Origin of the sequence: Neobacillus sp. NPDC097160 (assembly GCF_044762155.1) — a bacterium.
Taxonomy (GTDB): Bacteria; Bacillota; Bacilli; order Bacillales; family Cytobacillaceae; genus Neobacillus.
The window spans coordinates 346,333-372,142 of record NZ_JBIWDU010000002.1 but is presented as its reverse complement, the minus strand read 5'-3'; the positions used below and the strand labels follow the sequence as shown (position 1 = coordinate 372,142).

Here is a 25,810-nt window from a genome sequence, read left to right as displayed (position 1 = left end):
ACTCTGCAAAGATACATTCCCCTTTTCCATTACCGAAATTTGTCCTTATGAATGTCGCATGAGGACAGATTTCGTTTTCAGTTCAGATTTTTGTCCTCAAATGCACTGAAACTATTAATAATTGTTTTTTTTATATAAAAAAGCACTAAATTTTTATCAAATAATCAGCTAATTGGTTAAATGTTCCTCCAAATCCCTCTTTGACCATTTTTTGTTTATTACAATATGCTATTTTTGTCAAAAGCTAAGATTGCAAAATACTAAAAAAAATATATGGAGGTATTAAATGAACGATACTAAACTTATGAGCGTAAAAACAGTGTATAAACAGCTAATTGAGGCTTGGAACAGCCGTAATGCAGATGGTATGGCTAGTTTATTTACGGAGGATGGTGAGAGTATAGGATTTGATGGAAGTCTTGCGAAGGGGCCAAAGGAAATTTTTGCTCATCTTAACCCCATTTTTAAGGACCATCCAACTGCTCCATTTGTAACGAAAGTAAAGGATATCCGTTTCCTTGATAACAAGGCAGTTATTTTAAGAGCAATCGCAGGCATGGTGCCTCCGGGAGCATCGGATATCAAACAGGAAGTGAACACACATCACACACTTATCTTAGTTCATAACGATAAAGGCTGGCAAATTGAACTTTTTCAAAATACTCCAGCACAATTTCATGGGAGGCCTGAACTTGTAGAACAATTTACCAATGAATTGAGAGAATTGCTGTAAAAATGATATATTTGCAAAAAGTGATGACTAGTTATTTGTGAAAGGGTGTATTACTGGCCACTACATCAAACTCTATTCAATTCCCATTCTCTCAATGGATTGGAAAGCGACCTCGTACTCTGTCATTAATTCTGTAACAAAGGCTCCTTTTGATGAAGACAAAGCCTTTAGATCAAAAATAATATCCACACATCCATCTGGTACAATCCGATGCAATTTATTTGTATCTGATGTATGGAACTCAACAGTCCAATAACATGCAATAAAAGGCTGCAGAATTTTGGAAGGAAGAAATTCTTGATATCGATAGTTAGAATGAAATGGTTCTGGTTGTAAAATAGGTGGCTGCAATGGACGAAAAAGCCGCATATTGATTACCCTTCCTGATAGTTATTATTTCAATTATAGTATAAAAAAAGAGGAGGAGATAATATGCGTACAGAACATGAAATAATGGAGTTAGTTCTTACCTTAGCACAGAAAGATGATAGGGTGAGGGCTGTTGGGATGAATGGCTCTAGGACGAACCCAAATGTACCGAAAGATTTGTTTAGAGATTTTGATATAGTGTATCTTGTGACTGATATGGATTCATTTATCAACGATCCAAGTTGGGTAGATGTTTTTGGAGAACGTTTAATCATGCAAACTCCCGAGAATATGGATTTGTTTCCAAACGAAATGGGGAGCCGTTTTACTTATCTAATTCAATTTTTAGATGGAAATCGTATTGATTTAACGCTGATTCCCATAGAGGAAAGAGAAGCCTATGCTTTTGAGGATAAACTAACGGTTATTTTACTAGATAAAGACGGAATCATGCCTGCTATTCCAGAACCAACAGATGAAGACTATTGGGTGAAACAGCCTTCTGCCAGCTATTTTGCGGATTGCTGTAATGAATTTTGGTGGGTGTCCACATATGTAGCGAAAGGTTTATGGAGACAAGAAATTTTGTATGCATACGACCATTTAAGTTTAGTGCGTGCCATGTTTCTGAAAATGATTGAATGGAAGGTGGGAATCGAAACAGACTTTTCAATAAGCATCGGGAAAAATGCAAAATACTTGCAGCGCTATGTTAAAGACGACTTGTGGGATGTTATTGTAAAAACCTATCCTACTTGTAAAAGTGATGCTGTGTGGGAAGCACTATTTTTAATGACGAACGAATTTGAAAAAGTGGCGCTTGAAGTAGCAGATCAGTTTCAATTTGAATATCCATTCGAAGAGGCAAAAAGAGTAAAGAATTACTTAAAACATGTCCAAAAGCTCCCTGTCGATGCAAAGAAAACTTATTAAGAAACCAAATCTATTATTACTTATACAAATCGTTACCATACCAAAAATATGTTCGTGGCTTTCATTACCATTATTATTCTTAGAAAAATATATAAGCTCACAATTATAGGGAATATTATCTCTGATGAATTGAACGGGAGGTTTGTTTTATGAAAATAATGAAGTATTCAAAGTCATTAATGCTTTTGATGATGATACTTCCTTGGATTACTACCCCATTATTAGGGAAAAGTTCTTTTAAACGATATTTACCTGCAGGGTTATTTATCACTTTAATGGTAAGAATTGTTAATATAATTGCAAAAAAACGGAAATGGTGGTGGTGGTATGAACCCCTCCATCCAAAATTATCTGGGGTAATCCCTTTTATGTGGGGGCCGTTCTTCGTTGGTTCAATGTGGATATTAAAATGGACGTACGGTAAATTTTTTAGGTATATGATTTTGAATGGAATTTTTGATTCAATATTTACTTATATTGTTGTGCCATACTTAACAAAATTCGGAATAGCGTCATTAGTACGAATGAAAAAAATACAATTAATGTATGTTTTCACAGTACTATCTTTCCTTTTATATATGTTTCAAGAATTAAAAGAAAACGTTCAAAGTAATATAGTCGGGAGCCAAGAAGTTTAAACAAAAAGGATAAAGGTACTCCTTTTTATTTGCGAAACGAGAGAGTTTATTTGCGAAACAAGTCAATTTATTTGCGAAAGTGAAGTGTTTATTTGCGAAACTAGTTCAATTGTTTGCAAAACCCCAAAAACCAGAATCAAATTTAGTTATTTGTATAGGCGAACAGTGTCAGGTACTGTTCGCCATTTTGATTCACTGCAAGGCAGGTTAGCTACACTCATTTAGTTTTTCCTTAATTAACTGTATAATCGTTTCATAAAATGAAAGCCCATGGGGGACAAATTCATTTTTGTCAGCCAGCCTATCGATTACGAGCTTTTCACCATTATTATTTATCTCAAATCCTTTAATATTTATTTCTTGTTTAACACCAGTCCAAAGATCAATAAAGTCAGAAAATTTCACTTTGATAATACCTGAAACTTCTTCTTTTTGTAAGCTAAATTCATCAAAAGCAAGATTCTTTTTATATAAAAATGTGTGTGCTAGTTCATTATCAATTAAGTCTTCATGGTTGACACAATAATTGATGATTCCTAATGGTATTAACTCAGTAAAGGCAATATCAATACCTAATTCTTCTTTGATCTCTCTAATGCCGTCCGCTGCCGTTTCATGAGCTAATAAATGTCCTGCTGAGGTAATATCGAAAAGATTCGGATGGTCCTTTTTTAGATTACAGCGAAGCTGCAGATAAAGATAATCAATTTCCTCTTCACGGCTAACAATCCAGCAATGGAAGGATTCATGCCAAAGTCCTTGTCGATGTACTTCCTCCCTAGTTGCTACTCCAATCGGATTCCGATTGGTATCAAAAACTCTTACTAGCTCATCTTCCATTATCAATTCTCCTTATATATAATTATTCTATATATGTAGAAATTCTATGTATATATAGAATAATATATACATACTATTTGTGCAACTAGTTTAACTAGCCAAGGAAAAACTAATTGAACAAATAGTATAAATTTTATTAAAATACCATTCTCTTGAAACCATTCTCTTCCATATTTCGTATAAAGTATAAGAAGTATAGCGAAAGGTGATGGAAAAACACGTGCAAGAGAGATCAATAACAGAAAGAATGGAAGCCTATAGGGATATTTACTTACAGTTGTATGCAGCATTAAAATGGAAAGCGGATAAACGCACGCTTATGATGATTGCCGCTATGTATGTAACAAACGCAAAAGAGTTTCACTTAAAAAAGTATCTGGATATTGCTGAATACATAAAGGACAATGTAGGAGCCTTTTCCTATTTAAAATCGGCTCAGCGTTTTAGCATTGCTGCAACATTAGATACAACAACGGATGATGGAAAAACAAGCTTTCATCGCTTCATTGAAATCTATGATAAACTAATCAAAAATGGCTTCAGCCGTAATGCCTATTCCTATATTGCAGCAGGAACTCTCTTAAAAGTTGAACCAATAAGAATCGATGAAATCGTTCAGAAAACAGGAGATATTTACAAGGGGATGAAGGGGAATCATTTCTTCCTGACGAGTTCTAGTGATTACCCTTTGGCATCGATACTGGCCTTATGTGAAAACGACGCGGAAGCCATCGTTAACAATGTGGAGGAGTATTACCAGGCGCTTCAAGAGAAAGGTTTCTCAAGCGGGAATGATCTGCAATTTCTTAGCCATATTCTAGCATTGGATTCAGAACATATTCCAGATGCGAAGGCGCAGCAATGCTGGGAAATAAAAGAACTGCTCCACAAAGCTAATCTTAAAACCAAAAAGGTCTATTATCCATACATCGGCATGCTCAGCTTTTTAGAAAATAAGGAAAGTGAAATAAATAACCTGCTGGTGATTAATGAAGAATTGAATCGGGATAAACTTTTTAAATGGAATAAAGAGATCAATTTTATGATGAGTGTGCTGTTTTTGATGAGTTCAATGAAAGTAATGGGAGATGCTGCTAGAACAGGTTTAACCATATCGATTGAAGTGCTTATCCAAGCCCAGCAGGCAGCAATGACCGCAAGTATCACTGCGGCAACAGTTGCTGCCAGCAGTTCCAACGGGAATACGTAAGAAAACAAGCCTTATAAATGTTGAATTTATAAGGCTATTTTTAAAGATAAGAAAGTATAAATTTCGACTTTGAGAATTGTCCTGCTCCAGCACCCTAGCGGCTAGTGTCCTTCGCTCTCCGCCCTACGATAAGTCAACATCGAATCGCCTCCGGCTCTTCGTGTTTCCTTTATCTCAGTTGGAGCGCTCCAGGCCATACGCCACTGACCAGGGCACTTGCGCTTTTCTTTGATTCAGTCATTGTAGGGATGCAGTATCTGTTATAATAAAGGTAACAGTGGAAAACTTATCCATGGGGAAGGATGGGGGATTATCCAACCCGGGGCTTTTTTTGAACGTGTTATCCACAAATGCCGGATTTTCATCTTTTTGTATAAATATATTGATTTGTACTAAATTTGGAAGGGAGTCATTGAAGTGTTATCTTTTGAGGAAAAAAAGGCTATTTTTCATTCATTTAAACTGAAGGAAAAGAAAATTAGTAATGGAAGAGTAAGCTTTGTTTATCCTGAAAGTCACCAAAAAGGGCAAGTTTTGGCAACGCAATTGCACCCAAGTGGGAATGGCTACGTGGTCGGAAAGTATATGTCAGAAGAAACCATTAAGAAGCATGGCTACGAGGTAGACCCACGCGGTTGGATTTCGATAAAGGTTTTTTCAAAGGATGAAATTGCGAATGTGATAACTGAAGCTATGCAATCGATGGCGGGGAAACACGATGAAGCAGAGCTGGTTGTTGAAAAACATGAGAACCCTAAAGGTGCAGACATTTCTTTTGACAAGCAGGAAACTGAAAGGGAAATGGAACCTATTGAAAAAGTTGAACCCTCATCTACATATGAATTCTATCCAGGTTCGTGTTTATTTGCTTGGCTCGGTCTGACTCTCTCTACGATGGAATATGGATTTTTAGTATGGAGGAAAGCAGTAAGGAAATATGCAGGAATTGGATCAAAATCCCAGAATTAAGTATAGCCCAACAGGAAACCTTGCCAATTTAGCTGGCAAGGTTTTACTATGTTTACTTACTCCAAAACTTCTTTTATTTTTAAGCCCTGCATGTTATTCTAAAATAATAACATCGCCCAAATAAATTCTTGTGTTTAATCAACTTTATATATTTAGAAAAAGGAGAAATGTTGATGAAGAAAATTAGTTTAGCATGGCAGATATTCATTGGACTGGCTCTGGGTATTGCGGTCGGTGCAGTTTTTTTTGGTAATCCGCAGGTGGCAAGCTATCTCCAGCCAATAGGTGATATATTTATTCGCTTAATTAAAATGATTGTTGTTCCAATCGTTATCTCAAGTCTTATTGTTGGTGTTGCAGGCGTCGGCGATATGAAGTCTTTGGGAAAGCTTGGCGGCAAAACTCTGCTTTATTTTGAAATCATTACGACAATTGCCATCATTGTTGGACTGCTTGCAGCCAACGTCTTCCAACCAGGGGTTGGAGTCGACCGCACGCATTTAACGAAGACGGATATTAACAGTTATGTAAGTACGGCTGAAAAAACGGAGTCACATTCGATGATTGATACAGTGGTGAACATTGTTCCTACCAACATCATTCAGTCACTAGCAAATGGAGATATGCTTGCAATCATTTTCTTCTCCGTTATGTTTGGACTTGGAGTGGCAGCGATCGGAGAGAAAGGCCTGCCGATTCTCAATTTCTTCAAAGGAACGGCAGATGCGATGTTCTTTGTCACAAACCAGATCATGAAATTAGCTCCACTCGGTGTTTTTGCTTTGATTGGTGTGACCGTTTCGAAATTCGGTATCACCTCGTTAATTCCACTGGGGAAACTGGTCCTTGTTGTTTACGGATCGATGATCTTTTTCATTTTAGTGATTTTGGGGTTAACGGCGAAAATTGCCGGGTTTAACATTTTCAAGCTGCTACGATATTTAAAAGACGAGCTCATTTTGGGCTATACGACAGCAAGTTCAGAAACCGTTCTTCCGAAAATCATGGAGAAGATGGAGAAAATTGGCTGTCCGAAGTCGATCACTTCTTTTGTCATTCCAACGGGTTATTCCTTTAATCTTGATGGATCAACCCTTTATCAAGCCATTGCAGCCATGTTCATTGCGCAAATGTATGGAATTCCGATGAGCATTGGACAGCAAATTACATTAGTGCTTGTATTAATGCTTACCTCTAAGGGCATTGCCGGGGTTCCAGGCGTATCGTTTGTCGTGCTTCTTGCCACATTAGGCAGTGTAGGGATTCCTGCTGAGGGACTAGCATTCATTGCTGGCATTGACCGGATTTTGGACATGGCACGTACTTGTGTAAATATTGTCGGAAACTCCTTGGCAGCTATTGTTATAACAAAATGGGAAGGCCATAGCCTTGATGAGAATGGTGAACAAAAGGCAGCTTAATATCAGGCCTTGCGAAAGTTTGGGGTATACTTTTTTTTACTTTATCACGCTACTATAAGTTTTTTTCACAAAGAAAGATTGGCTCGAGCTAGCCAATCTTTCTTTACGTCTAAAGGTCTCCATTTTTTCTTTTCTTTCCAATCAATAAGGTGATTTGTCCCATTGTGATCGGCAAGGAAGTTTTTTTCCGATAAGCTAAATATTTTGGAAGCCACATATCCGCATATTTATCTTTGAATTTTCTTAACCCTTGAAATGAATAGAGAAATTGTCCATGCAAAAATATTTGCGAAGCAACCTTTTCGCTTAAAAACGAAAACTTTGACAGCCCCACATTTGATAAAGGGGCCATCCCAATATTAAAGGCTTTATATCCTTGTTCTTTTGCCCATTCAAATAACGATAGAAAAACAAAGTCCATCGTTCCATTTGGCGAATCCTTCCCAAAGCGCATTAAATCCAATGATATTGTTTGTTTTTGGTCATAAACCGGCAATAAGCTGACAAATCCAAGAATCTCCACTCCATTTGCTCTAACAACGGCTATTTCAGCTTTATTGAGGTAATCCTCATCAAAAAAACCGAGGGAAAAACCTTTCTCCGTTCTTCCTTGAAGCCATTCATCCGAAATTTCCTTGAGTTCCTTCATAAAATCTGCATGAAAGGGTGGACTTGCAATCTCAAACTGATAATTCTCACGTTCAAACTTATTTTTTACTGCCCTGGCTCCTTTCATTTTTTTGCCACTAAAGGAAAAACTGTCTAAATCAACATAAGCCTCCTCGCCAAGCTTGAAAAAGTCATAACCGTTTTCATGCAGAAAAGGGAGCATTTTCTCGCTTACCTCGTAAAAAACAGGCGTATACCCATGAAGATCTGCTGTTTCTCGAAATTCTTCTATGGCAAGTGGCAGTTCGACTCGATCTCCAAGGGGGTCACCGAGGACGACAAGCTTGTCCGCATATACTTGATAGGCAAACATGACGTTATCTTTTTGATTCCAATAAATATATTTATCATGTAAAAAGATTAAATGTGTTAGGACCGTTCCATTATAATGATCCAAATGGTCCATGATTTTTTCTTCTTGAGTAATGGATGTTTGCAGCTCCCATTTGTTATTCCGTCTAAACAAATAGCCGATGAAAAAAAGGACCATCGCGATAAGCAAGCCGATTAACGCACTTTTAAATAAATCACGATAGTCTTTAATCAGATATGGTGATAGCCTTGGATTCACTTTCATTTCGGAGGAAGGCAAATTGAGAGATCCGATTAAGACAAACATCAAGGTAATGACGACAAACATACCGATATCAAAAATGGTTTTGCCCCAGTTCAAAACAAAACGCTCTCTGTAAAATCGCCTTTTTGAAGCTCTCAAGAGCACGACAACAATTAAAATGTACAATGCTTCCTCATAATCAAATCCTTTTAAGAAGGTGAATACGGCAGCAAAAATTAAAACGACCATCGTTAGGTTGTATGCCCTTTTTTCCTTGTACTGAATACCACGGGATAAACCTAGCAGGATAAAACCAGTTGCAACGGAGAGCTGATGTGAAATATTCATAATCGGAAAGGATAAAAATTCTTGAGCAATCCTTAGTCTTTCGATAATTCCCGGGACGGCTGCGGAAAGTAGCAAAACAAGTCCTGATAGAAAGATCAAAAAAGTTAAAAGGATATGGCTAAACCTCACAAGGATGGCATCAGGAACTTTGTTCCACGATTGATTCCACCTGTTCCAAAAATCCTTGATGAATAAAACTACCCCCAGTAAAAATGGAAGAATAAAGTAGCCGATACGATAAAATAGTAGCAGGATAACCACCTTTTCATCCGGAACCCCCAAGGACTGAGTTCCCAAAAGGAAAACTAGGTCAAAGGAGCCAAAACCTCCAGGAATCATACTAATGATACCGGCGCATGATGCAACAATAAATACAGGCACAAGATGAGCAAAATCAATCGGAATACTCAATATCAGACATAATAGCCAAAATACAAGAAAAATGGCGATCCATTCAAATAAAGAAACGAAGAGTAGTCTTAATGCCATTCCCCAATCGATAATGAATTCCGCCGCTTTCTTCCGCTGAATAAGATAGACGACGAAAAAAACTGGCAAATATAAACTTACCGCTGCGCTGGTCCAAAATAGCCATTTTTTATCATGAAAGAGAGGGAAACCTCTATATCCAACTAGGACAATCCAGGCAAGCAAAGAGATACCGGTAAGGAAGTAAAGGGAAACAGAAGCAATGATCTTCAACAGTCTTTTTTTGTCGGTTTCATATTCATGATAGGAATAAGCTCTTAGTGTAGCACCAGCCAGACCTCCAAACCCAATGAAGTTTGCAAAGGTATTCGCAATAAAAGATTTTTTCAGCAGTTCTTTTAACGGTACTTTAATCGCTAATATTTTTGTTAACAACACATCGTAAAAAATCATCGGGGAAATAGCACAAAAAGTAATCAATAGAATCAAGAGCAGCTTGGCAAAATGCAACTGATTAACTTCATGACGAAGCAATTGAACATTAACATTTCCAGTAAATTTTTTAATTTCATAAACGGCAAGTCCTAACAAAATCATCGGAAATAAAATTTTTAGGAATAAAAAGATCTTTTCTTTATTCATCTTTTTCATATTCATTCACCTATTTTCTCCTTGTTCTCCATCCTGCCATTGATCACTCCAATCAACAAAGGAAAGGAAAAAGGCAGCCTCCAGTTAAAGATAAAAACATATGATTCTAATCTGTATTCTGTAACCAAAGTACATAAATATTCGTAAAAGAATTCGGTTAGAGATTTTTCAATATTGGTACAATGGTTTAATATAAAAACTAGATTAGTAGAGTAAGGGGGATCTTTTGTGAGAAAAATTACCTTATCAAACGGAAATACAGTAGAGGTTGAATGCTTAAGCTGTGCCTTAACAAGCGGTTTGATTGAGCCTGATGGAGGTGTGGTCATCGAAACGGAGCATTTCCATGCCCATCAAGATGTCGCTTACCCAATTAAGGGATTAATCATCTTGGCGTCTAAGCGGCATATTAAATGTTTTGATGAATTAACGGAAGAAGAGAAACTGGACTACATAAACATTTTAACAAAAATTAGAAAGGCGCAGAGAGACGTCCTAGGAATCGAGCATGTTTATTATTTTTACAATGAAGATACGACGCACCATTTTCACACATGGATGGTCCCCCGCTATGAATGGATGGTTGAATTTGGGCGTTCGGTGGAATCAGTCAGACCTGCCTTGCTTCATGCCCGAAACGAAATGAATGATGAAGAAAATGTAGAAAAAGTGATGGAGGCCATTGGGCTGCTTACTAATTATTTGAATGGCTGATTTTAGAAAAATGGAAGATATTGATTCCAAGGAGTGAGTAAAAGTGGAGATAATCCTGAAAAAAGTTTTTGTGGGAATACCAAAAACAATTGGAAATAAAGAGGCAGCAAACCCAATGGAGCGGGAGTGGACAAGCGCGATTTTTAAAGAGCCTGTTGAAGGACCAATATGGGTCGGAAAAACGGGGTTAACTGGTGATAGACAAGCAGATTTGGAACACCATGGCGGGCCTGAAAAAGCCGTTTTCGCATATTCATTTGAAAACTATGCATACTGGCAAAAAGAATTAGGGATTTCTGAAATATTACCTGGAGGTATGGGCGAAAATTTGGTTATGGAACATGTTACGGAGGGAACGATTGCCATTGGTGATACGTTTCAAATTGGTGGGGCAGTCATTCAAGTTTCTCAGCCAAGACAGCCATGCTGGAAACCGGCACGCCGATTTAAAATAAAAACCTTAGCGTTATTATTGCAAAACACAGGCAAGACAGGCTGGTATTTCCGCGTTTTACAGGAAGGGCATGTTGAGCCGGGGCAAACGTTTACTTTGCTTGATCGTCCGTATCCGCAGTGGAATATTCAAAAATGTAATCAAATTATCCATGGCAAGGAACCCAATTTTGAAAAAATGCAAGAGCTTGCAGCTTGCGAATTGCTTGCTTCAGGTATGAGAGCCACATTAACAAAGCGAATAGAAAAGCGGAACCCCGATACCTTAGATATCAGCGACCGAGTTTTTGGACCAAATGAATAAGATAGTGCTGTAGATTTTTGAAGGAAAGTAAAGAAAGAGCGGATTAATTGCACGATTTCCTTAAGAGAAGGAAGATGCCTCCATTAAAGGCGGTCATCTTCCCATGCTCTGTCTTCGTCTTTAATATTGTATTTATCTTTTAATGTTTGTTCCGCTTGACTTTGTGTCACAGTATTTTTTATTTGCTTTGGTTGCATATTCTTTTCTTCATTATTCACTTCAATTGCTCCTTTTGTTTGATCGAAGAATCCTAAAGCGTATTTAACTACTTCTTGAATATCATTTGTTTCGTAGGCAGCAAAATCCTCGTTGGAGATGTTTAACTTAACGCCTTCTAGCGCATAACCACTGTCAAGATCAATATCCAAATGTACCACATATCCTTCAGCATTTTCATTTGCTTTAATAATGTTGAAAGTCTGAATCGCTGTGCCCGTTTCATAATCAATTTGTTCCCCAAAATCTGACATGCAAACACCGCCTTATTTTCAAGTGTAACCTCCTTTAGTTTTAACCGTACTATCTTCTGATATTCCTTTGGATTTAGGTAATAAGTTTTTAAATAGCCTAAATATTTTGAAAACGCTTACAATTTTATTTGGAAAATGGTATAATTAAACAGGAGACCTCATGATTTTTTCATCAGGCATAACTTATTGAAATCATGAAAGGGGTAGAGAAGAATGGCTGATGGCGTTTTCAAACACTTAGAAAAAAAGGGAATCGTCGTACCTGAACACCAGATTCAACCGTTAATGTCAAAGTGGCAAGAATACAAATTAATGACAAACAATTTAAATCCCGAAAAGCTTCCAAGCAACAACGTCAATCATAAAAAAGGACCAAAGGAACCAAGAATCCAGTAAAAAGCGCAAAATGGCACACTGGAAATTGTTCTCCATTCCATTGTGATAACCTTGTAAAGGGTGTCAGGCACCATGTGAAATTTTCTAACGGGTTTACTTCAGGGGTGCAAGCAAGCAAATAACATCCTAAAATACACGTTATTTCACATTATAAATAGCGTGTTTTTTTATTTTGGAGGTAATGATTTGCCCTGAGTTTCTTTATTGGTACTGTTTATTTTAGATATATATAGTTTTTTAGTATTATCTAACCCAGCATAGAAAACCTCTGAACAATCTTTGATATTTTGTTTATTAAGTTCAGATGTTAACCATTCTTTATCTAGTCCAGCACTTGTTAAGTTTTCCTCTATTATCGTTCCATCAATGATTATATCCTTTTCAAGACCTGAACTTGTTGTTTGAATGTTCATATGAGAAGGAGTAAGTGGTTTTTTATCTGATTTGGGTAATACAGATAATTTACCATCCGTTTCCATTATAGCGAATTCTACGTCCGCCACATTGAAAGCATTTTTTTCTCTTAATTTCATCTTTAATTCATTTATGGTCAATTTCATTTTCTTCATATTTTCATCCACAATGGTTCCATTTTCAACTAAAGTAACCGGTTCAGAATTGATTAGCTTCCTTAATGTGAAGTTTTTCAAGCTTAAATATCCAGTGAATACAGTCAAAATGGCAAATAATATGAAGGTAGTAATAGCTGATAGTGTTGCAAATTGCTTATCAATAATAGCATTTGCGACTATTGAACCCATTGAAACACCCATAATAAAATCAAAAAAATTCATTTGTGAAATAAGTTTTGTGCCTATTTTTCGGGTTAAAAATAATGCTAAAACGTATATTCCAATACCTTTTAGTATTGTTATGAAGAAAACATTTCCCATATATGTACTACCCTCTTTTATCTTATTATTTATAGCTTGTAGTATTAGAAGGAAATTAACTGGATATTCATTCATCAACCGAATAAAACAAAAAGGCTTAGAGGAGGTTTTCCTCTAAGCCTTTTTGATGTGAAATGCTGTGAATCTAATTACGGAAACTATGTGACTTTTCTTGTGATTTGGTTTCTGTTTTATAGTTTGGACCTCACAAGTGAACCCGTTAGAAAAGTTCACATGGTGCCTGTCACCTTTTTGTGCTGTTATAATGGGGAGGTGGAAGGAGGATGTGGATGATGAGAATTTTACTTGTGGAAGATGATAAAACGATTGCATCTGGACTGGAATATTCGCTGCAACAGGATCAGTTTTCAACGATTCTTTGCCATGACGCTGCATCTGCGAAAAGGATGATAGCAGAGGAGTTGGATCAAATCGCATTATGTTTATTTGATTTATCCCTGCCAGACGGGAGCGGCTATGAATTGTGTAAGCTGGTGAAGGAGCGCAGTGATGTTCCTGTGATTTTTTTAACAGCCATTGATGATGAGGTCAATGTCGTGATGGGACTAGACATGGGTGCAGATGATTACATAACCAAACCATTTAGGGTTCGTGAGCTGATCTCCAGGATTAAAACCGTCTTGCGAAGATACCAAAAGCATCCGCAATCAAAAGTGATCATTGAAATACAGAATGTCCGCATTAATACGCTCGAAGGAAAAGTATACAAAAATGGAGAAGAAATACTTTTCACAGCGTTAGAGTATCGCTTATTCTTAATCTTTGCGAATCATATTGGTCAGGTTCTCTCGCGTAATCAGCTATTGGAGCGGATTTGGGATGTGGCCGGAGACTTTGTTAATGATAACACTTTAACCGTTTACATAAAAAGACTGAGAGAAAAGTTAGAGGACAATCCGCAAAATCCTCAAATTATCAAAACTGTGCGTGGTTTAGGTTATAAGGTGGGTGATTAGCATGCTTCGTAATCTTGAGGTGCGAGTATTCCTTCTAATGATGTGGGTGATTGCTCTAATTGGAATTATGACTGCAGCTTTTTTTTCAATCAATGTGATTGTGATTGTTTTTCTTGTTTCCGTATTATTAATCGCTTGTAGTTTGGCTTTTACCAGTTGGCGATATCGTGAAATCGCCAAGCTGTCCGGTTATTTGCGGCAAATTAGTGGCGGTAATTATTCACTTGATTTGCGTGATAACTTTGAGGGCGAGTTAAGCATTCTTAAAAACAATATTTATAAAGTGACCTTCATGCTATCCGAGCAGGGATCGCTTTTACAGCAAGATAAAATCCAACTTACTAATGCGATTTCTGACATATCGCATCAGCTGAAAACTCCGCTTACCTCGATGATGATGATGACCGACTTTCTAAGTGATGCCAATCTTTCTGTAGAAAATAGAAATAAATTCACCCGTACTATTCGGATTCAGCTTGAACGAATTGAATGGCTTGTTTCTTCATTATTAAAACTGTCAAAAATAGACGCTGGAACAGTTCAATTCAAACAAGACCAAATAACCGTAAAAGAACTGATACTAAAAGCATTAGAGCCCGTAATGATTCCGATGGACATCAAGGAGCAAACCGTTTCAATCGAAGGTAATGATACCGTCTCCTTTGTTGGCGATCTAAACTGGACGTCCGAAGCCATCATCAATATTTTAAAAAACTGCGTGGAATATACCTTAGAGGGTGGTGTCATTACCATTTCTTTTTCAGAAAATGCATTGTTTACGGAAATCGTCATTGCTGATAACGGGAAGGGCATAGCGAAGGAAGATCTTCCATATATTTTTAAACGCTTTTTCAAAGGTGCGAATGCAAGCGAAGGAAGTATCGGCATAGGTTTGGCAATGGCACACAGCATCATAACTAATCAAAATGGTGACATCGAGGTTAATAGTAAGAACGGAGAGGGGACACAGTTTCGGATTAAGTTTTATAAGCAGGTGATTTAAGTTTGATAAAGGTGTCCAACTGGCGGATAGAGTAAGATTACTCTCGGATAATGAAGGTTTACTGTCGGTTAACACCTAGTCACTGTTGCTTAAGATTAATTTACTCTCGGCATGCCATTTTTTTCAGAATGAAATACAACATTAAGTGACTATATTGTCACTTAACAGTCACCTGGAAGTCATTTTAGCCAGATAAACTAAAATCATCAGCAAAACATGGAGGTTTTACCATAATGGATATTTTAAAAATAGAACATCTGACTAAAATGTACGGTAAAGGCGATACGGCAGTTAAGGCACTTGATGATGTATCTTTTTCAGTGAAAAAAGGCGAATTTGTTGCGATTATTGGTCCGTCCGGTTCAGGAAAGTCGACGCTGCTTCACCTGCTTGGCGGTGTTGACCGTCCGACGAGTGGTAAGGTTCTTGTAGACAATACAGACATCTATAATTTAAATGAAACACAGCTGGCGATTTTTAGACGCAGGCAAATTGGTTTGATCTATCAATTTTACAATCTGATTCCGGTCTTAACGGTGGAAGAGAATATTACTTTGCCGCTTTTGCTCGATGAACACAAAGTCGACAAAAAACAGTTTAATGAAATTGTAAAGATTCTCAAACTGGAGAATCGCTTAAACCATCTGCCCAATCAGCTTTCCGGCGGTCAGCAGCAGCGGGTTTCCATCGGACGGGCGTTAATCAGTAATCCTGCAATCATGCTTGCCGATGAGCCTACGGGTAATTTAGATAGTAAGAATAGCAGTGAAATTATCGATTTATTAAAAATGTTTAATAAAACATATAAGCAAACGCTGTTAGTTATTACCCATGATGAACGAATTGCCTTACAAGCCGACAGAGTTATTGCGATTGAAGATGGCAGAATCGCCAAGGACGAGGTGATTCGGCCGTGAATATTGTCAATAAATTAACGGTCCGGCATTTGAAGCAAAACAAACGGCGGACGCTCGTGACCATCATTGGTGTCATTATCTCTGTGGCAATGGTGACAGCAGTGGCAACCCTTGGTGTTTCCTTTATGGACTTAATGCAGCGGCAGTCAATTGCTAGTGACGGTGAGTGGCATGTCCTTTACAAGGATGTCAACAAAGAGCAGCTTAACGCAATAAAAAACGATAAGGAAACAAAAAAGGTGGTCCTTTCACGTGACCGCGGCTACGCGGTTCTAGAAGGCGGCCAAAATGAAAGCAAACCCTACTTGTTTGTCAAAGAATACAATGCTCAAGGCTTTAAACAGTTTCCGATTGAATTGAGCAGTGGGCGGCTGCCAAAAGAAAGTAATGAGGTCGTTCTTTCGGAGCACATTGCTACGAATGCCAAAGTGGAATACAAGCTTGGCGACCAACTAACTCTTGAAGTTGGACAGCGCACCATGCCTGGAGTTACGGATCATGTTTTTGAACAACAAGATCCATTACAAATGGAGGATGAGAAAACATCTGAGAGTTTGACCAATAAAACGACTGCAAGCTACACGGTTGTAGGCATTATCAAACGTCCGACATGGGAGCCAACATGGGCGCCAGGGTATACGATTATTAGCTATGTAGATGAAAGCACAATCGGGGCAAATGATCCTGTTAATGCAACGGTTGTGTTAAACAAGGTCAAGAGCTCCTTATTTGATCATGCGAAGAACCTTGCCAAGAAAAATCAAATCAAATCTCCCCAATTTAATAATCAGTTATTACGTTATTACGGTGTGACCAATAATGATAACTTACACCGCACGCTTATGTCTTTAATGGCCATTATTATGGCGGTCATTATCATTGGTTCCGTTTCATTAATTTATAATGCCTTTGCTATTTCTGTTTCAGAACGTTCGCGCCATTTAGGGATGCTTGCAAGTGTGGGCGCAACGAAAAGACAGAAGCGAAATTCAGTATTTTTTGAAGGCATTATCATTGGCTGCATCAGTATTCCAATTGGCATTATCGCTGGACTTCTTGGAATCGGTGTTACCTTTTGGTCCATTAACTCGGTTATTCAAGGGGCATTAGGGTTAGAGGAGAAGTTAACCTTGACTGTCACGCCATTATCACTTTTCATTGCCTGTGTGGTTTCGATGGTAACGATTTTCATTTCAACGTACCTTCCGGCCATAAAGGCATCTAAAATCTCCGCAATTGATGCGATTCGTCAAACAGCTGAGGTGAAGCTGACCGGTAAAGCAGTTAAAACATCGAAGCTTGTTCGAAAGTTATTCGGTATTGAAGCAGAGATAGGCTTGAAGAATTTAAAGCGAAATAAACGGAAGTACCAAGCAACGGTATTTTCGCTTGTAATCAGCATTGTGTTATTTTTAACCGTTTCATATTTTACCGATAACTTGAAAAAGTCACTCGTGCTCTCACAAGATGGAGTGAATTATGATATTTCAGTATCAAATGGCGATGAATTAACTGAATCAAATTTGCGGATGCTGCAATCATTTTCTTCTCTTGAGGGCGTAACGGAATCAAGCGTGGTAAGAGAGTTAAATATGAACACTTGGATGGACGAAGCTGCTCTCCCTGACGAAATACAACAAACGGTGAAGCAGGACCGGAGTATACTTGAGAACGGAAAATATCCTATTTATGTTCAAATTCATGCATTAAATGAGAAAAACCTAAAGGCCTATGCAAAAGAAATTAATGCTGATTATGAGCGGTTAATAAATATAGAGGAAATGACGGGCATTGTCATTGATACGATTCCATATCAGGATGAGGCAACAGCGAAATATGTGGAAACAAAGTCTATTCATACGAAAACTGGCCAAAGTATCGATTTGAATTTTAATTATGAGGATGCCGAAAAAGAAACTTTAATAAATAAAGTGAAAATTGCTGCCTTAACAGATAAAATTCCGATGGGTATTACACCAGCTGGGGTAGGCGGGGTAACAATCATTGTTTCAGAACAAGCGATGGATCATCTGCTAAACGACAAGCTGCAAAAATACGTTCAAACGTATCTTTACCTGAAGAGCAATGACCCAATGAAAACCCAACAGGAAATGGAAGAAATAAAAGAGGGTAACCTATATATTCACAATGTTTATCAAAGCAGACAACAGGAAGAACAGATGATCATGCTCATGTCAGTATTTACGTATGGCTTTATTGCCTTAATTACGGCGATATCGATTGCCAATATCTTTAATACGATTTCAACCTCGATTTCTCTTAGAAAACGGGAATTTGCGATGCTGAAGTCGGTGGGAATGACACCTAAGGGATTTAACAAAATGATTAATTATGAAAGTATGTTTTATGGGATCAAGGCGCTGCTCTATGGGCTCCCCTTAAGTATTGCAGTTATGTATTTGATTCATAGGTCTATGATGAACAGCTTCAGCTACGGATTCACCCTGCCATGGATCAGTATCATCTACGTGGTCGCCGCTGTATTTATCATCGTTTGTTCCGCCATGCTCTACTCCAGCAGCAAAGTAAAAAAAGAAAACATCGTAGATACCTTAAAACAAGAAAGTATATGAAAAAGGGTGACAGGCACCATGTGAATTCTTCACATGGTGCCTGTCACCTTTATTAACACCTCGATGTTGTTATTTGGTGTCGTTGTAAATTCTTGTTGTCATGCATACAAGTAACATAATATTTTGTAGGAATACAAAGAGAAAAATGGTAAAATTGTGAAAAACACAAAAATTTAAATAGTTATATGATTTGGAAATATGAGCCTGTTAAGCGAAAGGCTCTTTTTATTATCTTTTAATATAACGGGGGAATCGGATATGTTTATTAAACTTGTTCCAAATGACGCAGCAATGGCGGAGGGGAGCCTTTTTGAATCTGATGAGGTTCAATATAATCTACTTTTTCGAATTAGAGAAGGCGGCGATGCGCTTTGCCTCAAAACAGCGGATGGCAGTATGATCTTTGCCCACACACCGGGGCATAAGGGCTGGTTATGGGTTTCGCAAAAAATGGCGGCTGACAAGCAGGAAGACATTTTTGAAAAATTAGCAATCGATCTGAATAATGTTCCGCTTCCTGGTATTACTGGAGATCCGGATACGGTAGAAAGATTTGCGGAGATTTATTCAAAAAGGAAGGACGTCCGTTGGGAAAAAGAGATGACAATGGAGTCTTATTATTGTCCAAAAGTACTTAAGCCGAATAATGTTCGTGGCGAATTTAGAAAAGCTACAAAAGAAGATGTTGAAACCGTTGCCCTCTATCTAGCAGGTTTCCTCAGGGATGCATTCAATAGTTCGGCTGAGCCTGAAACACAGCTGTCTAAGGCAGAGACGATGATTGAAGCGGGCGGATTATACTTGTGGCTGGTAGATAGGAAACCGGTATCGATGGCAAATATTTCTCACCGCTCAGGAAAGTATGGGAGAATTAACTCTGTGTTTACACCAATTGAGCTGCGGAAAAAAGGCTATGCAAGCGCGTTGACAGCCGAACTATGTGCCATTTTAGAAAAAGAAAAGTTAATCCCGATGCTGTACGCTGATATCATCAACCCTGCCTCCAATAAGGTGTATCAAAATATTGGTTTCATAAAAAGTGGGAAAATCACCGAAATCAATTTTCAAGAATAAGCAAGCTCATTTCCGTTTTTTAGGTTATGTTGTCAGTGCCCGAAGAAGGGAGAAAGGAGCAGGCAGGTTACTGTTCATCGCCACGTTTCCTTGAAGGTAATCTTACTGACTTTACCCGTTTCATTGTTAAACTCAATATTCACGAAAACACCGAATTCTTTGCTGTTATCCTTTAACCAAAGTTTAAATTTTTCCGTTGAGGTTTGCTTGCCAGCTAATCTCCCGATATGCAGATAATCAATTATTTTAGCATTCGGGTACTTTTCATGTGTTTTCTCCATTGCAAGGGTACCAAACTTCGCATAGGGAGGAATCGGTTTCTGTTGAGCCATTGCTGTATTTAAAAATTTTTGTGGAAAAGCACCCGCAGAGAAATAAAAAATCACGGTTAATAATCCTATCAGCAGTTTTCTCAAGTCATTACCTTCTTTACTTTTAGTTTTATCATGGCATTGTTCGACTTAAATTATGAAAATTGATTTTTGAAATGATCGGTTAAGGAGGTTTTAAAAATGGTGCCCAATGAGAACCAGGAGCCATTCCGAAAGCTAAGATGGATAGGAAAGGAAGCACCGTATCTAGGCCAAATCAAAATCGATTCATGTGAAGAACTGGTTCTGGGGAGATACGGCGGGCACCGACAGGCCGGGGCTTATAAAAATGAAGATGGGGCTCTAGCGGTAAAGGGGGCAGATTGGGAATTTGCCATGATTCTAGATGGGCATAACAGTGCAGAAAGTGTCAATTTAGTACTTAAAACCATTGAAAATAAGTTTGACAAGCTAGCCATCATTTTGGAGGAACAAATAGATACCGTCTTTCAATCATTTGAGTCACATATCCTTTCCATTTTTCAATCCGAGGCTTTTCTGGAGTCCTGTAAACAAATCCAAGGTGAAACCGCCTGCCTGCTATGTGTCAGAAAAGAAAAGTACCTATGGTGGCTTTCAGTCGGTGATTGCGTAATCTATCTCCTCCACGAAGACCTACATAAATTAGGACAATACGCCTTAAACCAACGGCAATTTTATGAATGGATTGGACAAATCAATACGTTTTCATTACCGATACCTTGCTATTCTTCTGGCATTCGAGAACTAAGGACCGGCCAAAATCGAATCATTTTGGTAACAGATGGTGTCCTAGAGTGTGCTGAGCGTTTTTATGAAACATCTTTGCATCTTTACAATGACTGTTATGAAGGGGATGTCCCTGCAAACGTAAAGCATATTTTGCAGCATGTTCATGAAAGCGCTGGTCAGGATAGTGCGACCATTATCTGCTGGGATTATGTCAATCCGCATCCCGCAGCCATTCCCAGTAATCAACCAAAGAGGTGAATATATGTATCAAATTTTAGAAAATCAAGTAGTCAGAAATGAAAGCTCGACCATCCCCTATACATGGATTCGCAGTGAACAACCGTCACAGGCAATCTGTATCATGCTGCCCGGTCTTGGTTACAGTACTCAGCGCCCGCTGTTTCATTATGCGACAGGCATGTGTTTGAACCATAACATCGATGTACTTCATGTTAATTATCAATTTACAAAAAATGAACAGTTTAAAATGCTTAGCGAAACAGAGCAAGACCAATGGATGTATGAAGATGTGAAGGCGGTTGTCGAGGAAGTTCTAAAAGATACCGTGTATGAACAGTGTTTCCTGGTTAGTAAATCGATTGGAACGATTCCGATGGCAATGGAATGGACTCGGAAAAATTACATCGACAATGCGATTGGCGTTTGGCTAACACCACTAATCAAAGATGACCAGGTGTACCAAGCACTAATAAACACCGACCGGCACTCACTATGTGTGATTGGCGATCAAGATCATCATTTTATTGAAGAACGAATTTCTTCACTGAAAAATAATCCTTTAGTGGGCACAGTTGTGATTCCAGATGCTGATCATGGGTTAGAAATTAAGGGCGATATTTCAGCATCAATCGAAGCCATTAAAGAAGTTATCGAGCAAGTTCAGGAATTTATGATTAAATTTAGCAATGGATGATGACCACGAAACGTTTTTCGGATTGCTTCGTCTCTTTTTTTAAAAGGATGTGAATAGGTGAAAGAATAAAAGAATTACAATAGACAGTCTATAAATGTGGAGGTGTGGGGATGAAGATTAGAAAAGCGGTGTTAGCCGATGCTAAAGGAATTGCGAAAGTCCATGTCGATAGTTGGAGAACTACATATGCTGGTATTGTTCCAGAAGAATATTTAAACAGCCTTTCCTATGAAAGCCGTGAGCAATTGTGGAAAAACAGCATTCCAAATGGCGGAGTGTATGTTGCTAAGAATTTAGAAGGGCAAATTATCGGATTTATATCTGGCGGCAAAGAACGAACTTGCAAATACTCTGATTATATTGGTGAGCTATATGCAATTTATATTTTAAAAGAATATCAAGGTAAAGGACTTGGTAGTTTTTTAATAAAATCTTTAATAGAAGAACTGCTTATGCAAAATATATCGACTATGCTTGTTTTAGTACTAGAAGATAATAGTTCCCGTTTTTTCTACGAGGCACTTGGAGCGGAAAAAATCGATACTATTGAGGTGGAGTTTGCTGGTAAAAAAGTAAAGGAACTTGTGTATGGCTGGAGTAATATTAGAAATGTCCTTTAAAAGGAGTGGCTGTTTTGATTGTTAGAGAAATAAAAGTCTCAGATGCGGAAAACTTAGTGGAGCTTATTCGGCAGGTTGAGGAAAAGTCAGAGTTCATGCTGATGGAAGCAGGTGAACGAAAGATCACAATAGAACAGCAAAGAACAAGAATTGAGACCATGAAAAAAAGCGAAAACTCTACTATTTTTGTAGCGGAAGAAGACGATAAGCTAACTGGGTATTTATTTGCGATTGGCGGCACTGCAAAAAGAACTAAGCATTCTGTTTATCTTGTGGTAGGAATTTTAAAGGATTATCGAGGTCAAGGGATTGGAACTAAACTGTTTGCGAGACTAGAAGAGTGGGCAAGGGAACGGAAGCTGCATCGACTTGAGTTAACGACCGTAACCCGCAACGAGCCCGGGCTGGCATTGTATAAGAAAATGGGATTTGAGATTGAAGGAACAAAAAAGGATTCCCTTTTTATTAATGGCGAATTTGTCGATGAATACTATATGTCGAAGCTTTTATAAATTGATTTAAGATTATTGTTTAAATTAAAGAGGTTGATAAATTTCAAAAGCGGTCTATAAAAGGTCAAAGGGGAGTACAAACATGGAAATTAGATTACTAAACCCATCAGACGCTGAAAGTTATTGGGCGTTACGCTTAGAAGCATTGAAGCAAAATCCTGAGGCATTTTTAACAAGTTATGAAGAAGCCGTAAAGCGGGAAAATCCCGTTGAAGAGTGTGCCCGTAATTTTACCGCACCAGGAAACTACACATTTGGTGCGATTGACAATGAAGAACTAATCGGGGTTGTCACTTTACTTCAAGAGAATCGGATGAAAATTCAGCATAGGGCAAACATTTTTGCGATGTATGTCACTCCAAAGAAACAAGGTTTAGGCGTTGGGAAAGCATTATTAACAGAAGCAATCAACAAAGCGAAAGATATCGAAGCGATTGAAAAAATAAACCTAGGTGTCATCGCAAGTAATCAAAAAGCAAAACAGCTTTATCAAAAACTAGGTTTTAAAACGTTCGGAATAGAGGAAAAGGCACTAATTGTAGATGGTGTTTATTATGATGATGAATACATGGTTCTGCATATAAATAGAGAAAGGAAGACTACATGATTAAGGGACATAATGTTTTTATAAGACCATTTTTAACAGAAGATGCTGAAGCCCTTATTGATTTACTGACGGAGAACCGCAATTTCTTTGAAAAGTTTTCGATGGAGCGGAGAGAGACTTATTACACAATGAAGTCCCAGCTTGAGAGAATCAAGCAATATGAAGAAGACAGACGTACAGATCAGGCTTATAATTTTGGGATTTTTAAAAATGATGGGGTCTTGATTGGTACAATTAATCTATTTCAAGTATTAAGAGGCTCACTTCAAAGCGCATTCATCGGTTACTTTTTAGATCAGAAGCATAACGGCCAAGGCTATACAACAGAAGCTGTTAAACTTTTAGTGGGGTATGCGTTTACTGAACTGAAATTACATCGGATTGAAGCTGGCGTCATGCCCCACAATATCGGATCGATTCGAGTGCTGGAGAAATCAGGTTTCCATAAAGAAGGAATTGCATTGAAAAATGTGAAGATTAACGGGAAATGGGAAGACCATCAAGTGTTGGCGATGATTAATCCAGATGATGAAAGTTAATTATTTTTCTAAGTGGCACCACCCAACATTTTGGATGGTGCCATCCGTATTTTGTGTTATTTTGGTTCCGCTTTTACAACCGGAATCGTTTTTATTTTATAGATGAAATAATAGTATTTATACAAAACGATAAGCAGCAGCATGATCCTCAAGATGATTTTGTCGAGAAAGAAGAAGGCGATGGCAATCATTGCATCCGCAAATAATAAGATGGTCAGTTTCTGCTGTAAAGTCATGGCCCTCTCTTTAACGAAGTTTTCCAAATGACGCTTGTAGAGAGTTGTCCCTTTGAACCAGCGTTCAAACCGTTCTGATCCTTTCATAAAGCAGAACGATGCTAAAAGTAAAAGTGGAGTAGTTGGCAACAGGGGCAAAAAGATACCCAAAATGCCGAGGCCCAATGCTAAAAATCCTATTAAAACAAAGATAAATTTAATGAAATTATTTATGATTACTGCCCCCTTTCAGGTGCATCGTGACTCCCAACTCTCTTACATTATATCATTATTAATGTGAGAAATTAATGGCGGAAACTCTACAAAACTGTGCCAGAATGCAAGATATTCCATTGAAATCACGTTGTTTATGGTAAAATGGAAGCATGCAGATATGGAGGTTGGCACCAGTGATTACTTTCTACAAAGTTATTGTATTCATACATATTTTTTCAGCCATATTGGGAATGGGGCCAGGTTTTATTTTAACAACCGTAGTTAAATCTGGGAAAACAATGACTGAATTAAAACATTCATATAAGATTCGACATAAATTACATATATTTGTAATGGTGGGCGGTACGCTGTTACTTCTTACAGGTTTGACCATGGGCTTTTTAAATCCAATCTTGTTTCGAATGGGGTGGTATGTAACAAGCCTTGTGCTCTTTTTGGCAGCGCTCGCTATTGGCCCGCTTGTCCTTTCACCAAGGTCGAAACCGGTTAAAGCCCTGTTAGAATCCCACAAAGGTGAAGAAATTCCTGAAGAATATTGGCGCTTATCAAAAGTTCTATTTCAATATGAACACCTTGAAAATGTGATTTTTATAATCATCATTGCCCTGATGATCTTAAAACCATTTTAACCATGAAAGGTATGGCTTAGAATCAGCCATGCCTTTCTTTTTGGAAAGGGATCCTCTGATATTTTTGATAAATAAACCTTTAAAAATCAAAAAACACACTTGACACCTCGGAAAAGTCAGAATAAAATGGAAATAATTTAAAAGGTTTCTAGAAAGATATTACTAATTCCATAACGAGCTGATTGGAAAACCAAAGGCTTATACTCTTCATAAGGGGTATAAGCCTTTTTATATAGAAAGGAGAATATGTAACATTTATACACTTAATAGTGTAGTCCATTTTGTTGTTGTTAGCGATTTTTGGATTAAAATTTTTTGACTTTAAAACCAAGTAATCTTATGTGAAATATTATATTTAAGGGAGGATGTTCATATGGCAGTTGTAGATCAAGCGAAAGCGAATATTATTCTATCCACTTTAAAGAATATAGAGTATGGTTCTGTCATCATAACTGTTCATGACGGCCACATTACGCAAATTGATAAGACAGAGAAAACCCGCTTTGAATCGAAAAGGGTTACCGCAAAAAATCAAAAATGATAGACCAAAAAAGATTCGATCTACTTATCTATGATTTTGAAAAAGAATTTGCCGATCAGTCCACTGAAGGCTGCTTATTTTTTAGACGTGTTAAAAGACTTGTTGCCCCGAAACATAGGTAACAACACTTTACGCATGCCGCTTAAAAATGAAGCAGTCTTTTTTGTTAAAAGATAAGATGTATAAATTTCGACTTTGAGAATTGTCTAGCTCCAGCGCCCTAGCGGCGAGACGCCTTCGCTCTCCGCCCTACGATAAGTCAACATCGAATTGCCTTCGGCTCTTCGTGTTTCCTTTATCTCAGTTGGAGCGCTCCAGGCCATACGCCGCTGA

General features: G+C 37.9%; 29 protein-coding genes. 22 read left to right on the top strand and 7 right to left on the bottom strand.

The features are described from left to right. Positions 1 to 286: 286 nt before the first annotated feature. Positions 287 to 733 carry an SgcJ/EcaC family oxidoreductase gene (locus ACIQXV_RS03835; protein ID WP_402956154.1) on the top strand — a complete coding sequence of 149 codons (447 nt, stop codon included), beginning with the start codon at positions 287 to 289 and terminating at the stop codon, positions 731 to 733. Positions 734 to 805: 72 nt separating this feature from the next. On the opposite strand, the gene ACIQXV_RS03830 is transcribed toward ACIQXV_RS03835, so the two are convergent. Continuing rightward, positions 806 to 1,102, bottom strand: coding sequence for a DUF6597 domain-containing transcriptional factor (locus ACIQXV_RS03830; protein ID WP_402956152.1), 297 nt, complete (start codon positions 1,100 to 1,102; stop codon positions 806 to 808). Positions 1,103 to 1,165: 63 nt separating this feature from the next. Here ACIQXV_RS03830 and ACIQXV_RS03825 point away from each other — a divergent pair, with 63 nt between their 5' ends. Next, positions 1,166 to 2,035, top strand: coding sequence for an aminoglycoside 6-adenylyltransferase (locus tag ACIQXV_RS03825; RefSeq protein WP_402956150.1), 870 nt, complete (start codon positions 1,166 to 1,168; stop codon positions 2,033 to 2,035). A gap of 149 nt (positions 2,036 to 2,184) precedes the next feature. After that, the gene (locus ACIQXV_RS03820) at positions 2,185 to 2,673 is read left to right on the top strand and encodes a hypothetical protein (protein WP_402956148.1); all 489 of its coding nucleotides are present in this window, start codon (positions 2,185 to 2,187) and stop codon (positions 2,671 to 2,673) included. Between the two features lie 207 nt (positions 2,674 to 2,880). On the opposite strand, the gene ACIQXV_RS03815 is transcribed toward ACIQXV_RS03820, so the two are convergent. Beyond that, entirely contained in the window at positions 2,881 to 3,513 is a 633-nt protein-coding gene (locus ACIQXV_RS03815) for an NUDIX hydrolase (RefSeq protein WP_402956146.1), read from the bottom strand. A gap of 220 nt (positions 3,514 to 3,733) precedes the next feature. Here ACIQXV_RS03815 and ACIQXV_RS03810 point away from each other — a divergent pair, with 220 nt between their 5' ends. The 3 genes from ACIQXV_RS03810 to ACIQXV_RS03800 all read left to right on the top strand — a co-directional run bounded on the left by ACIQXV_RS03810 (position 3,734) and on the right by ACIQXV_RS03800 (position 7,113). Then, positions 3,734 to 4,723, top strand: coding sequence for a DUF4003 family protein (locus ACIQXV_RS03810; RefSeq protein ID WP_402956144.1), 990 nt, complete (start codon positions 3,734 to 3,736; stop codon positions 4,721 to 4,723). A gap of 417 nt (positions 4,724 to 5,140) precedes the next feature. Continuing rightward, positions 5,141 to 5,692, top strand: coding sequence for a hypothetical protein (locus ACIQXV_RS03805; RefSeq protein WP_402956142.1), 552 nt, complete (start codon positions 5,141 to 5,143; stop codon positions 5,690 to 5,692). A 173-nt stretch (positions 5,693 to 5,865) separates the two neighbouring features. After that, positions 5,866 to 7,113, top strand: coding sequence for a cation:dicarboxylate symporter family transporter (locus ACIQXV_RS03800; protein ID WP_402956140.1), 1,248 nt, complete (start codon positions 5,866 to 5,868; stop codon positions 7,111 to 7,113). 109 nt (positions 7,114 to 7,222) lie between these two features. Here the strand turns inward: ACIQXV_RS03800 and mprF are convergent, their stop codons facing one another. Beyond that, positions 7,223 to 9,772: a bifunctional lysylphosphatidylglycerol flippase/synthetase MprF gene (gene mprF, locus ACIQXV_RS03795; RefSeq protein WP_402956138.1), complete on the bottom strand. Its 2,550-nt coding sequence runs from the start codon at positions 9,770 to 9,772 to the stop codon at positions 7,223 to 7,225. A 222-nt stretch (positions 9,773 to 9,994) separates the two neighbouring features. Between mprF and ACIQXV_RS03790 the strand changes: the two genes are divergently transcribed. Then, positions 9,995 to 10,480 (top strand): HIT family protein, encoded by a 486-nt coding sequence (locus ACIQXV_RS03790; RefSeq protein ID WP_402956136.1) that lies wholly within the window; start codon positions 9,995 to 9,997, stop codon positions 10,478 to 10,480. Between the two features lie 43 nt (positions 10,481 to 10,523). After that, positions 10,524 to 11,237: an MOSC domain-containing protein gene (locus ACIQXV_RS03785; protein WP_402956134.1), complete on the top strand. Its 714-nt coding sequence runs from the start codon at positions 10,524 to 10,526 to the stop codon at positions 11,235 to 11,237. Positions 11,238 to 11,320: 83 nt separating this feature from the next. Here ACIQXV_RS03785 and ACIQXV_RS03780 read toward each other — a convergent pair whose 3' ends face one another. Further along, entirely contained in the window at positions 11,321 to 11,707 is a 387-nt protein-coding gene (locus ACIQXV_RS03780) for a hypothetical protein (RefSeq protein ID WP_402956132.1), read from the bottom strand. A gap of 213 nt (positions 11,708 to 11,920) precedes the next feature. Here ACIQXV_RS03780 and ACIQXV_RS03775 point away from each other — a divergent pair, with 213 nt between their 5' ends. Then, positions 11,921 to 12,103 (top strand): hypothetical protein, encoded by a 183-nt coding sequence (locus ACIQXV_RS03775; protein ID WP_402956131.1) that lies wholly within the window; start codon positions 11,921 to 11,923, stop codon positions 12,101 to 12,103. A gap of 167 nt (positions 12,104 to 12,270) precedes the next feature. On the opposite strand, the gene ACIQXV_RS03770 is transcribed toward ACIQXV_RS03775, so the two are convergent. Beyond that, a complete protein-coding gene (locus ACIQXV_RS03770) occupies positions 12,271 to 12,996 on the bottom strand; it encodes a DUF421 domain-containing protein (protein WP_402956129.1) in 726 nt (241 codons plus the stop codon). 293 nt (positions 12,997 to 13,289) lie between these two features. Between ACIQXV_RS03770 and ACIQXV_RS03765 the strand changes: the two genes are divergently transcribed. From ACIQXV_RS03765 to ACIQXV_RS03745, 5 genes are all read left to right on the top strand, one after another. Beyond that, a complete protein-coding gene (locus tag ACIQXV_RS03765) occupies positions 13,290 to 13,973 on the top strand; it encodes a response regulator transcription factor (RefSeq protein ID WP_402956332.1) in 684 nt (227 codons plus the stop codon). A 1-nt stretch (position 13,974) separates the two neighbouring features. Then, the gene (locus tag ACIQXV_RS03760) at positions 13,975 to 14,976 is read left to right on the top strand and encodes a sensor histidine kinase (RefSeq protein WP_402956128.1); all 1,002 of its coding nucleotides are present in this window, start codon (positions 13,975 to 13,977) and stop codon (positions 14,974 to 14,976) included. Positions 14,977 to 15,209: 233 nt separating this feature from the next. Beyond that, positions 15,210 to 15,893 (top strand): ABC transporter ATP-binding protein, encoded by a 684-nt coding sequence (locus ACIQXV_RS03755; protein ID WP_402956127.1) that lies wholly within the window; start codon positions 15,210 to 15,212, stop codon positions 15,891 to 15,893. Further along, positions 15,890 to 18,487, top strand: a complete 2,598-nt coding sequence (locus ACIQXV_RS03750) for an ABC transporter permease (RefSeq protein ID WP_402956125.1) — start codon at positions 15,890 to 15,892, stop codon at positions 18,485 to 18,487. Before ACIQXV_RS03755 ends, ACIQXV_RS03750 begins: the two co-directional genes overlap by 4 nt. A 258-nt stretch (positions 18,488 to 18,745) precedes the next feature. Next, complete coding sequence (locus tag ACIQXV_RS03745; protein ID WP_402956123.1) at positions 18,746 to 19,561, top strand: GNAT family N-acetyltransferase; 816 nt, start codon at positions 18,746 to 18,748, stop codon at positions 19,559 to 19,561. A 74-nt stretch (positions 19,562 to 19,635) separates the two neighbouring features. Here ACIQXV_RS03745 and ACIQXV_RS03740 read toward each other — a convergent pair whose 3' ends face one another. Next, positions 19,636 to 19,977 (bottom strand): DUF3889 domain-containing protein, encoded by a 342-nt coding sequence (locus ACIQXV_RS03740; RefSeq protein WP_402956121.1) that lies wholly within the window; start codon positions 19,975 to 19,977, stop codon positions 19,636 to 19,638. Between the two features lie 96 nt (positions 19,978 to 20,073). Between ACIQXV_RS03740 and ACIQXV_RS03735 the strand changes: the two genes are divergently transcribed. From ACIQXV_RS03735 to ACIQXV_RS03710, 6 genes are all read left to right on the top strand, one after another. Beyond that, positions 20,074 to 20,901, top strand: a complete 828-nt coding sequence (locus ACIQXV_RS03735; RefSeq protein WP_402956119.1) for a PP2C family serine/threonine-protein phosphatase — start codon at positions 20,074 to 20,076, stop codon at positions 20,899 to 20,901. A 4-nt stretch (positions 20,902 to 20,905) separates the two neighbouring features. Next, entirely contained in the window at positions 20,906 to 21,577 is a 672-nt protein-coding gene (locus ACIQXV_RS03730; RefSeq protein WP_402956117.1) for an alpha/beta family hydrolase, read from the top strand. 110 nt (positions 21,578 to 21,687) lie between these two features. Further along, a complete protein-coding gene (locus ACIQXV_RS03725) occupies positions 21,688 to 22,197 on the top strand; it encodes a GNAT family N-acetyltransferase (RefSeq protein ID WP_402956115.1) in 510 nt (169 codons plus the stop codon). Positions 22,198 to 22,211: 14 nt separating this feature from the next. Next, on the top strand, positions 22,212 to 22,709 hold the full coding sequence (locus ACIQXV_RS03720) for a GNAT family N-acetyltransferase (RefSeq protein ID WP_402956113.1): 498 nt from the start codon (positions 22,212 to 22,214) through the stop codon (positions 22,707 to 22,709). A gap of 82 nt (positions 22,710 to 22,791) precedes the next feature. After that, the gene (locus tag ACIQXV_RS03715) at positions 22,792 to 23,316 is read left to right on the top strand and encodes a GNAT family N-acetyltransferase (RefSeq protein WP_402956111.1); all 525 of its coding nucleotides are present in this window, start codon (positions 22,792 to 22,794) and stop codon (positions 23,314 to 23,316) included. Then, the gene (locus tag ACIQXV_RS03710; RefSeq protein WP_402956109.1) at positions 23,313 to 23,855 is read left to right on the top strand and encodes a GNAT family N-acetyltransferase; all 543 of its coding nucleotides are present in this window, start codon (positions 23,313 to 23,315) and stop codon (positions 23,853 to 23,855) included. Before ACIQXV_RS03715 ends, ACIQXV_RS03710 begins: the two co-directional genes overlap by 4 nt. Positions 23,856 to 23,911: 56 nt before the next feature. Here the strand turns inward: ACIQXV_RS03710 and ACIQXV_RS03705 are convergent, their stop codons facing one another. After that, the gene (locus ACIQXV_RS03705) at positions 23,912 to 24,283 is read right to left on the bottom strand and encodes a YbaN family protein (protein WP_402956330.1); all 372 of its coding nucleotides are present in this window, start codon (positions 24,281 to 24,283) and stop codon (positions 23,912 to 23,914) included. Between the two features lie 197 nt (positions 24,284 to 24,480). Between ACIQXV_RS03705 and ACIQXV_RS03700 the strand changes: the two genes are divergently transcribed. Both ACIQXV_RS03700 and ACIQXV_RS03695 read left to right on the top strand, forming a co-directional pair. Then, on the top strand, positions 24,481 to 24,936 hold the full coding sequence (locus ACIQXV_RS03700) for a DUF2269 family protein (RefSeq protein WP_402956107.1): 456 nt from the start codon (positions 24,481 to 24,483) through the stop codon (positions 24,934 to 24,936). 373 nt (positions 24,937 to 25,309) lie between these two features. After that, a complete protein-coding gene (locus ACIQXV_RS03695) occupies positions 25,310 to 25,477 on the top strand; it encodes a YezD family protein (RefSeq protein WP_402956105.1) in 168 nt (55 codons plus the stop codon). Positions 25,478 to 25,810 lie beyond the last annotated feature (333 nt).

Coding starts and splice junctions, on each gene's coding strand:
- ACIQXV_RS03835 (WP_402956154.1), top strand. CDS start 287: ATGAACGATACTAAACTTATGAGCGTAAAAACAGTGTATAAACAGCTA.
- ACIQXV_RS03830 (WP_402956152.1), bottom strand. CDS start 1,102: ATGCGGCTTTTTCGTCCATTGCAGCCACCTATTTTACAACCAGAACCA.
- ACIQXV_RS03825 (WP_402956150.1), top strand. CDS start 1,166: ATGCGTACAGAACATGAAATAATGGAGTTAGTTCTTACCTTAGCACAG.
- ACIQXV_RS03820 (WP_402956148.1), top strand. CDS start 2,185: ATGAAAATAATGAAGTATTCAAAGTCATTAATGCTTTTGATGATGATA.
- ACIQXV_RS03815 (WP_402956146.1), bottom strand. CDS start 3,513: ATGGAAGATGAGCTAGTAAGAGTTTTTGATACCAATCGGAATCCGATT.
- ACIQXV_RS03800 (WP_402956140.1), top strand. CDS start 5,866: ATGAAGAAAATTAGTTTAGCATGGCAGATATTCATTGGACTGGCTCTG.
- mprF (WP_402956138.1), bottom strand. CDS start 9,772: ATGAATATGAAAAAGATGAATAAAGAAAAGATCTTTTTATTCCTAAAA.
- ACIQXV_RS03780 (WP_402956132.1), bottom strand. CDS start 11,707: ATGTCAGATTTTGGGGAACAAATTGATTATGAAACGGGCACAGCGATT.
- ACIQXV_RS03775 (WP_402956131.1), top strand. CDS start 11,921: ATGGCTGATGGCGTTTTCAAACACTTAGAAAAAAAGGGAATCGTCGTA.
- ACIQXV_RS03770 (WP_402956129.1), bottom strand. CDS start 12,996: ATGGGAAATGTTTTCTTCATAACAATACTAAAAGGTATTGGAATATAC.
- ACIQXV_RS03765 (WP_402956332.1), top strand. CDS start 13,290: ATGAGAATTTTACTTGTGGAAGATGATAAAACGATTGCATCTGGACTG.
- ACIQXV_RS03760 (WP_402956128.1), top strand. CDS start 13,975: ATGCTTCGTAATCTTGAGGTGCGAGTATTCCTTCTAATGATGTGGGTG.
- ACIQXV_RS03755 (WP_402956127.1), top strand. CDS start 15,210: ATGGATATTTTAAAAATAGAACATCTGACTAAAATGTACGGTAAAGGC.
- ACIQXV_RS03745 (WP_402956123.1), top strand. CDS start 18,746: ATGTTTATTAAACTTGTTCCAAATGACGCAGCAATGGCGGAGGGGAGC.
- ACIQXV_RS03735 (WP_402956119.1), top strand. CDS start 20,074: ATGGTGCCCAATGAGAACCAGGAGCCATTCCGAAAGCTAAGATGGATA.
- ACIQXV_RS03730 (WP_402956117.1), top strand. CDS start 20,906: ATGTATCAAATTTTAGAAAATCAAGTAGTCAGAAATGAAAGCTCGACC.
- ACIQXV_RS03725 (WP_402956115.1), top strand. CDS start 21,688: ATGAAGATTAGAAAAGCGGTGTTAGCCGATGCTAAAGGAATTGCGAAA.
- ACIQXV_RS03715 (WP_402956111.1), top strand. CDS start 22,792: ATGGAAATTAGATTACTAAACCCATCAGACGCTGAAAGTTATTGGGCG.
- ACIQXV_RS03710 (WP_402956109.1), top strand. CDS start 23,313: ATGATTAAGGGACATAATGTTTTTATAAGACCATTTTTAACAGAAGAT.
- ACIQXV_RS03695 (WP_402956105.1), top strand. CDS start 25,310: ATGGCAGTTGTAGATCAAGCGAAAGCGAATATTATTCTATCCACTTTA.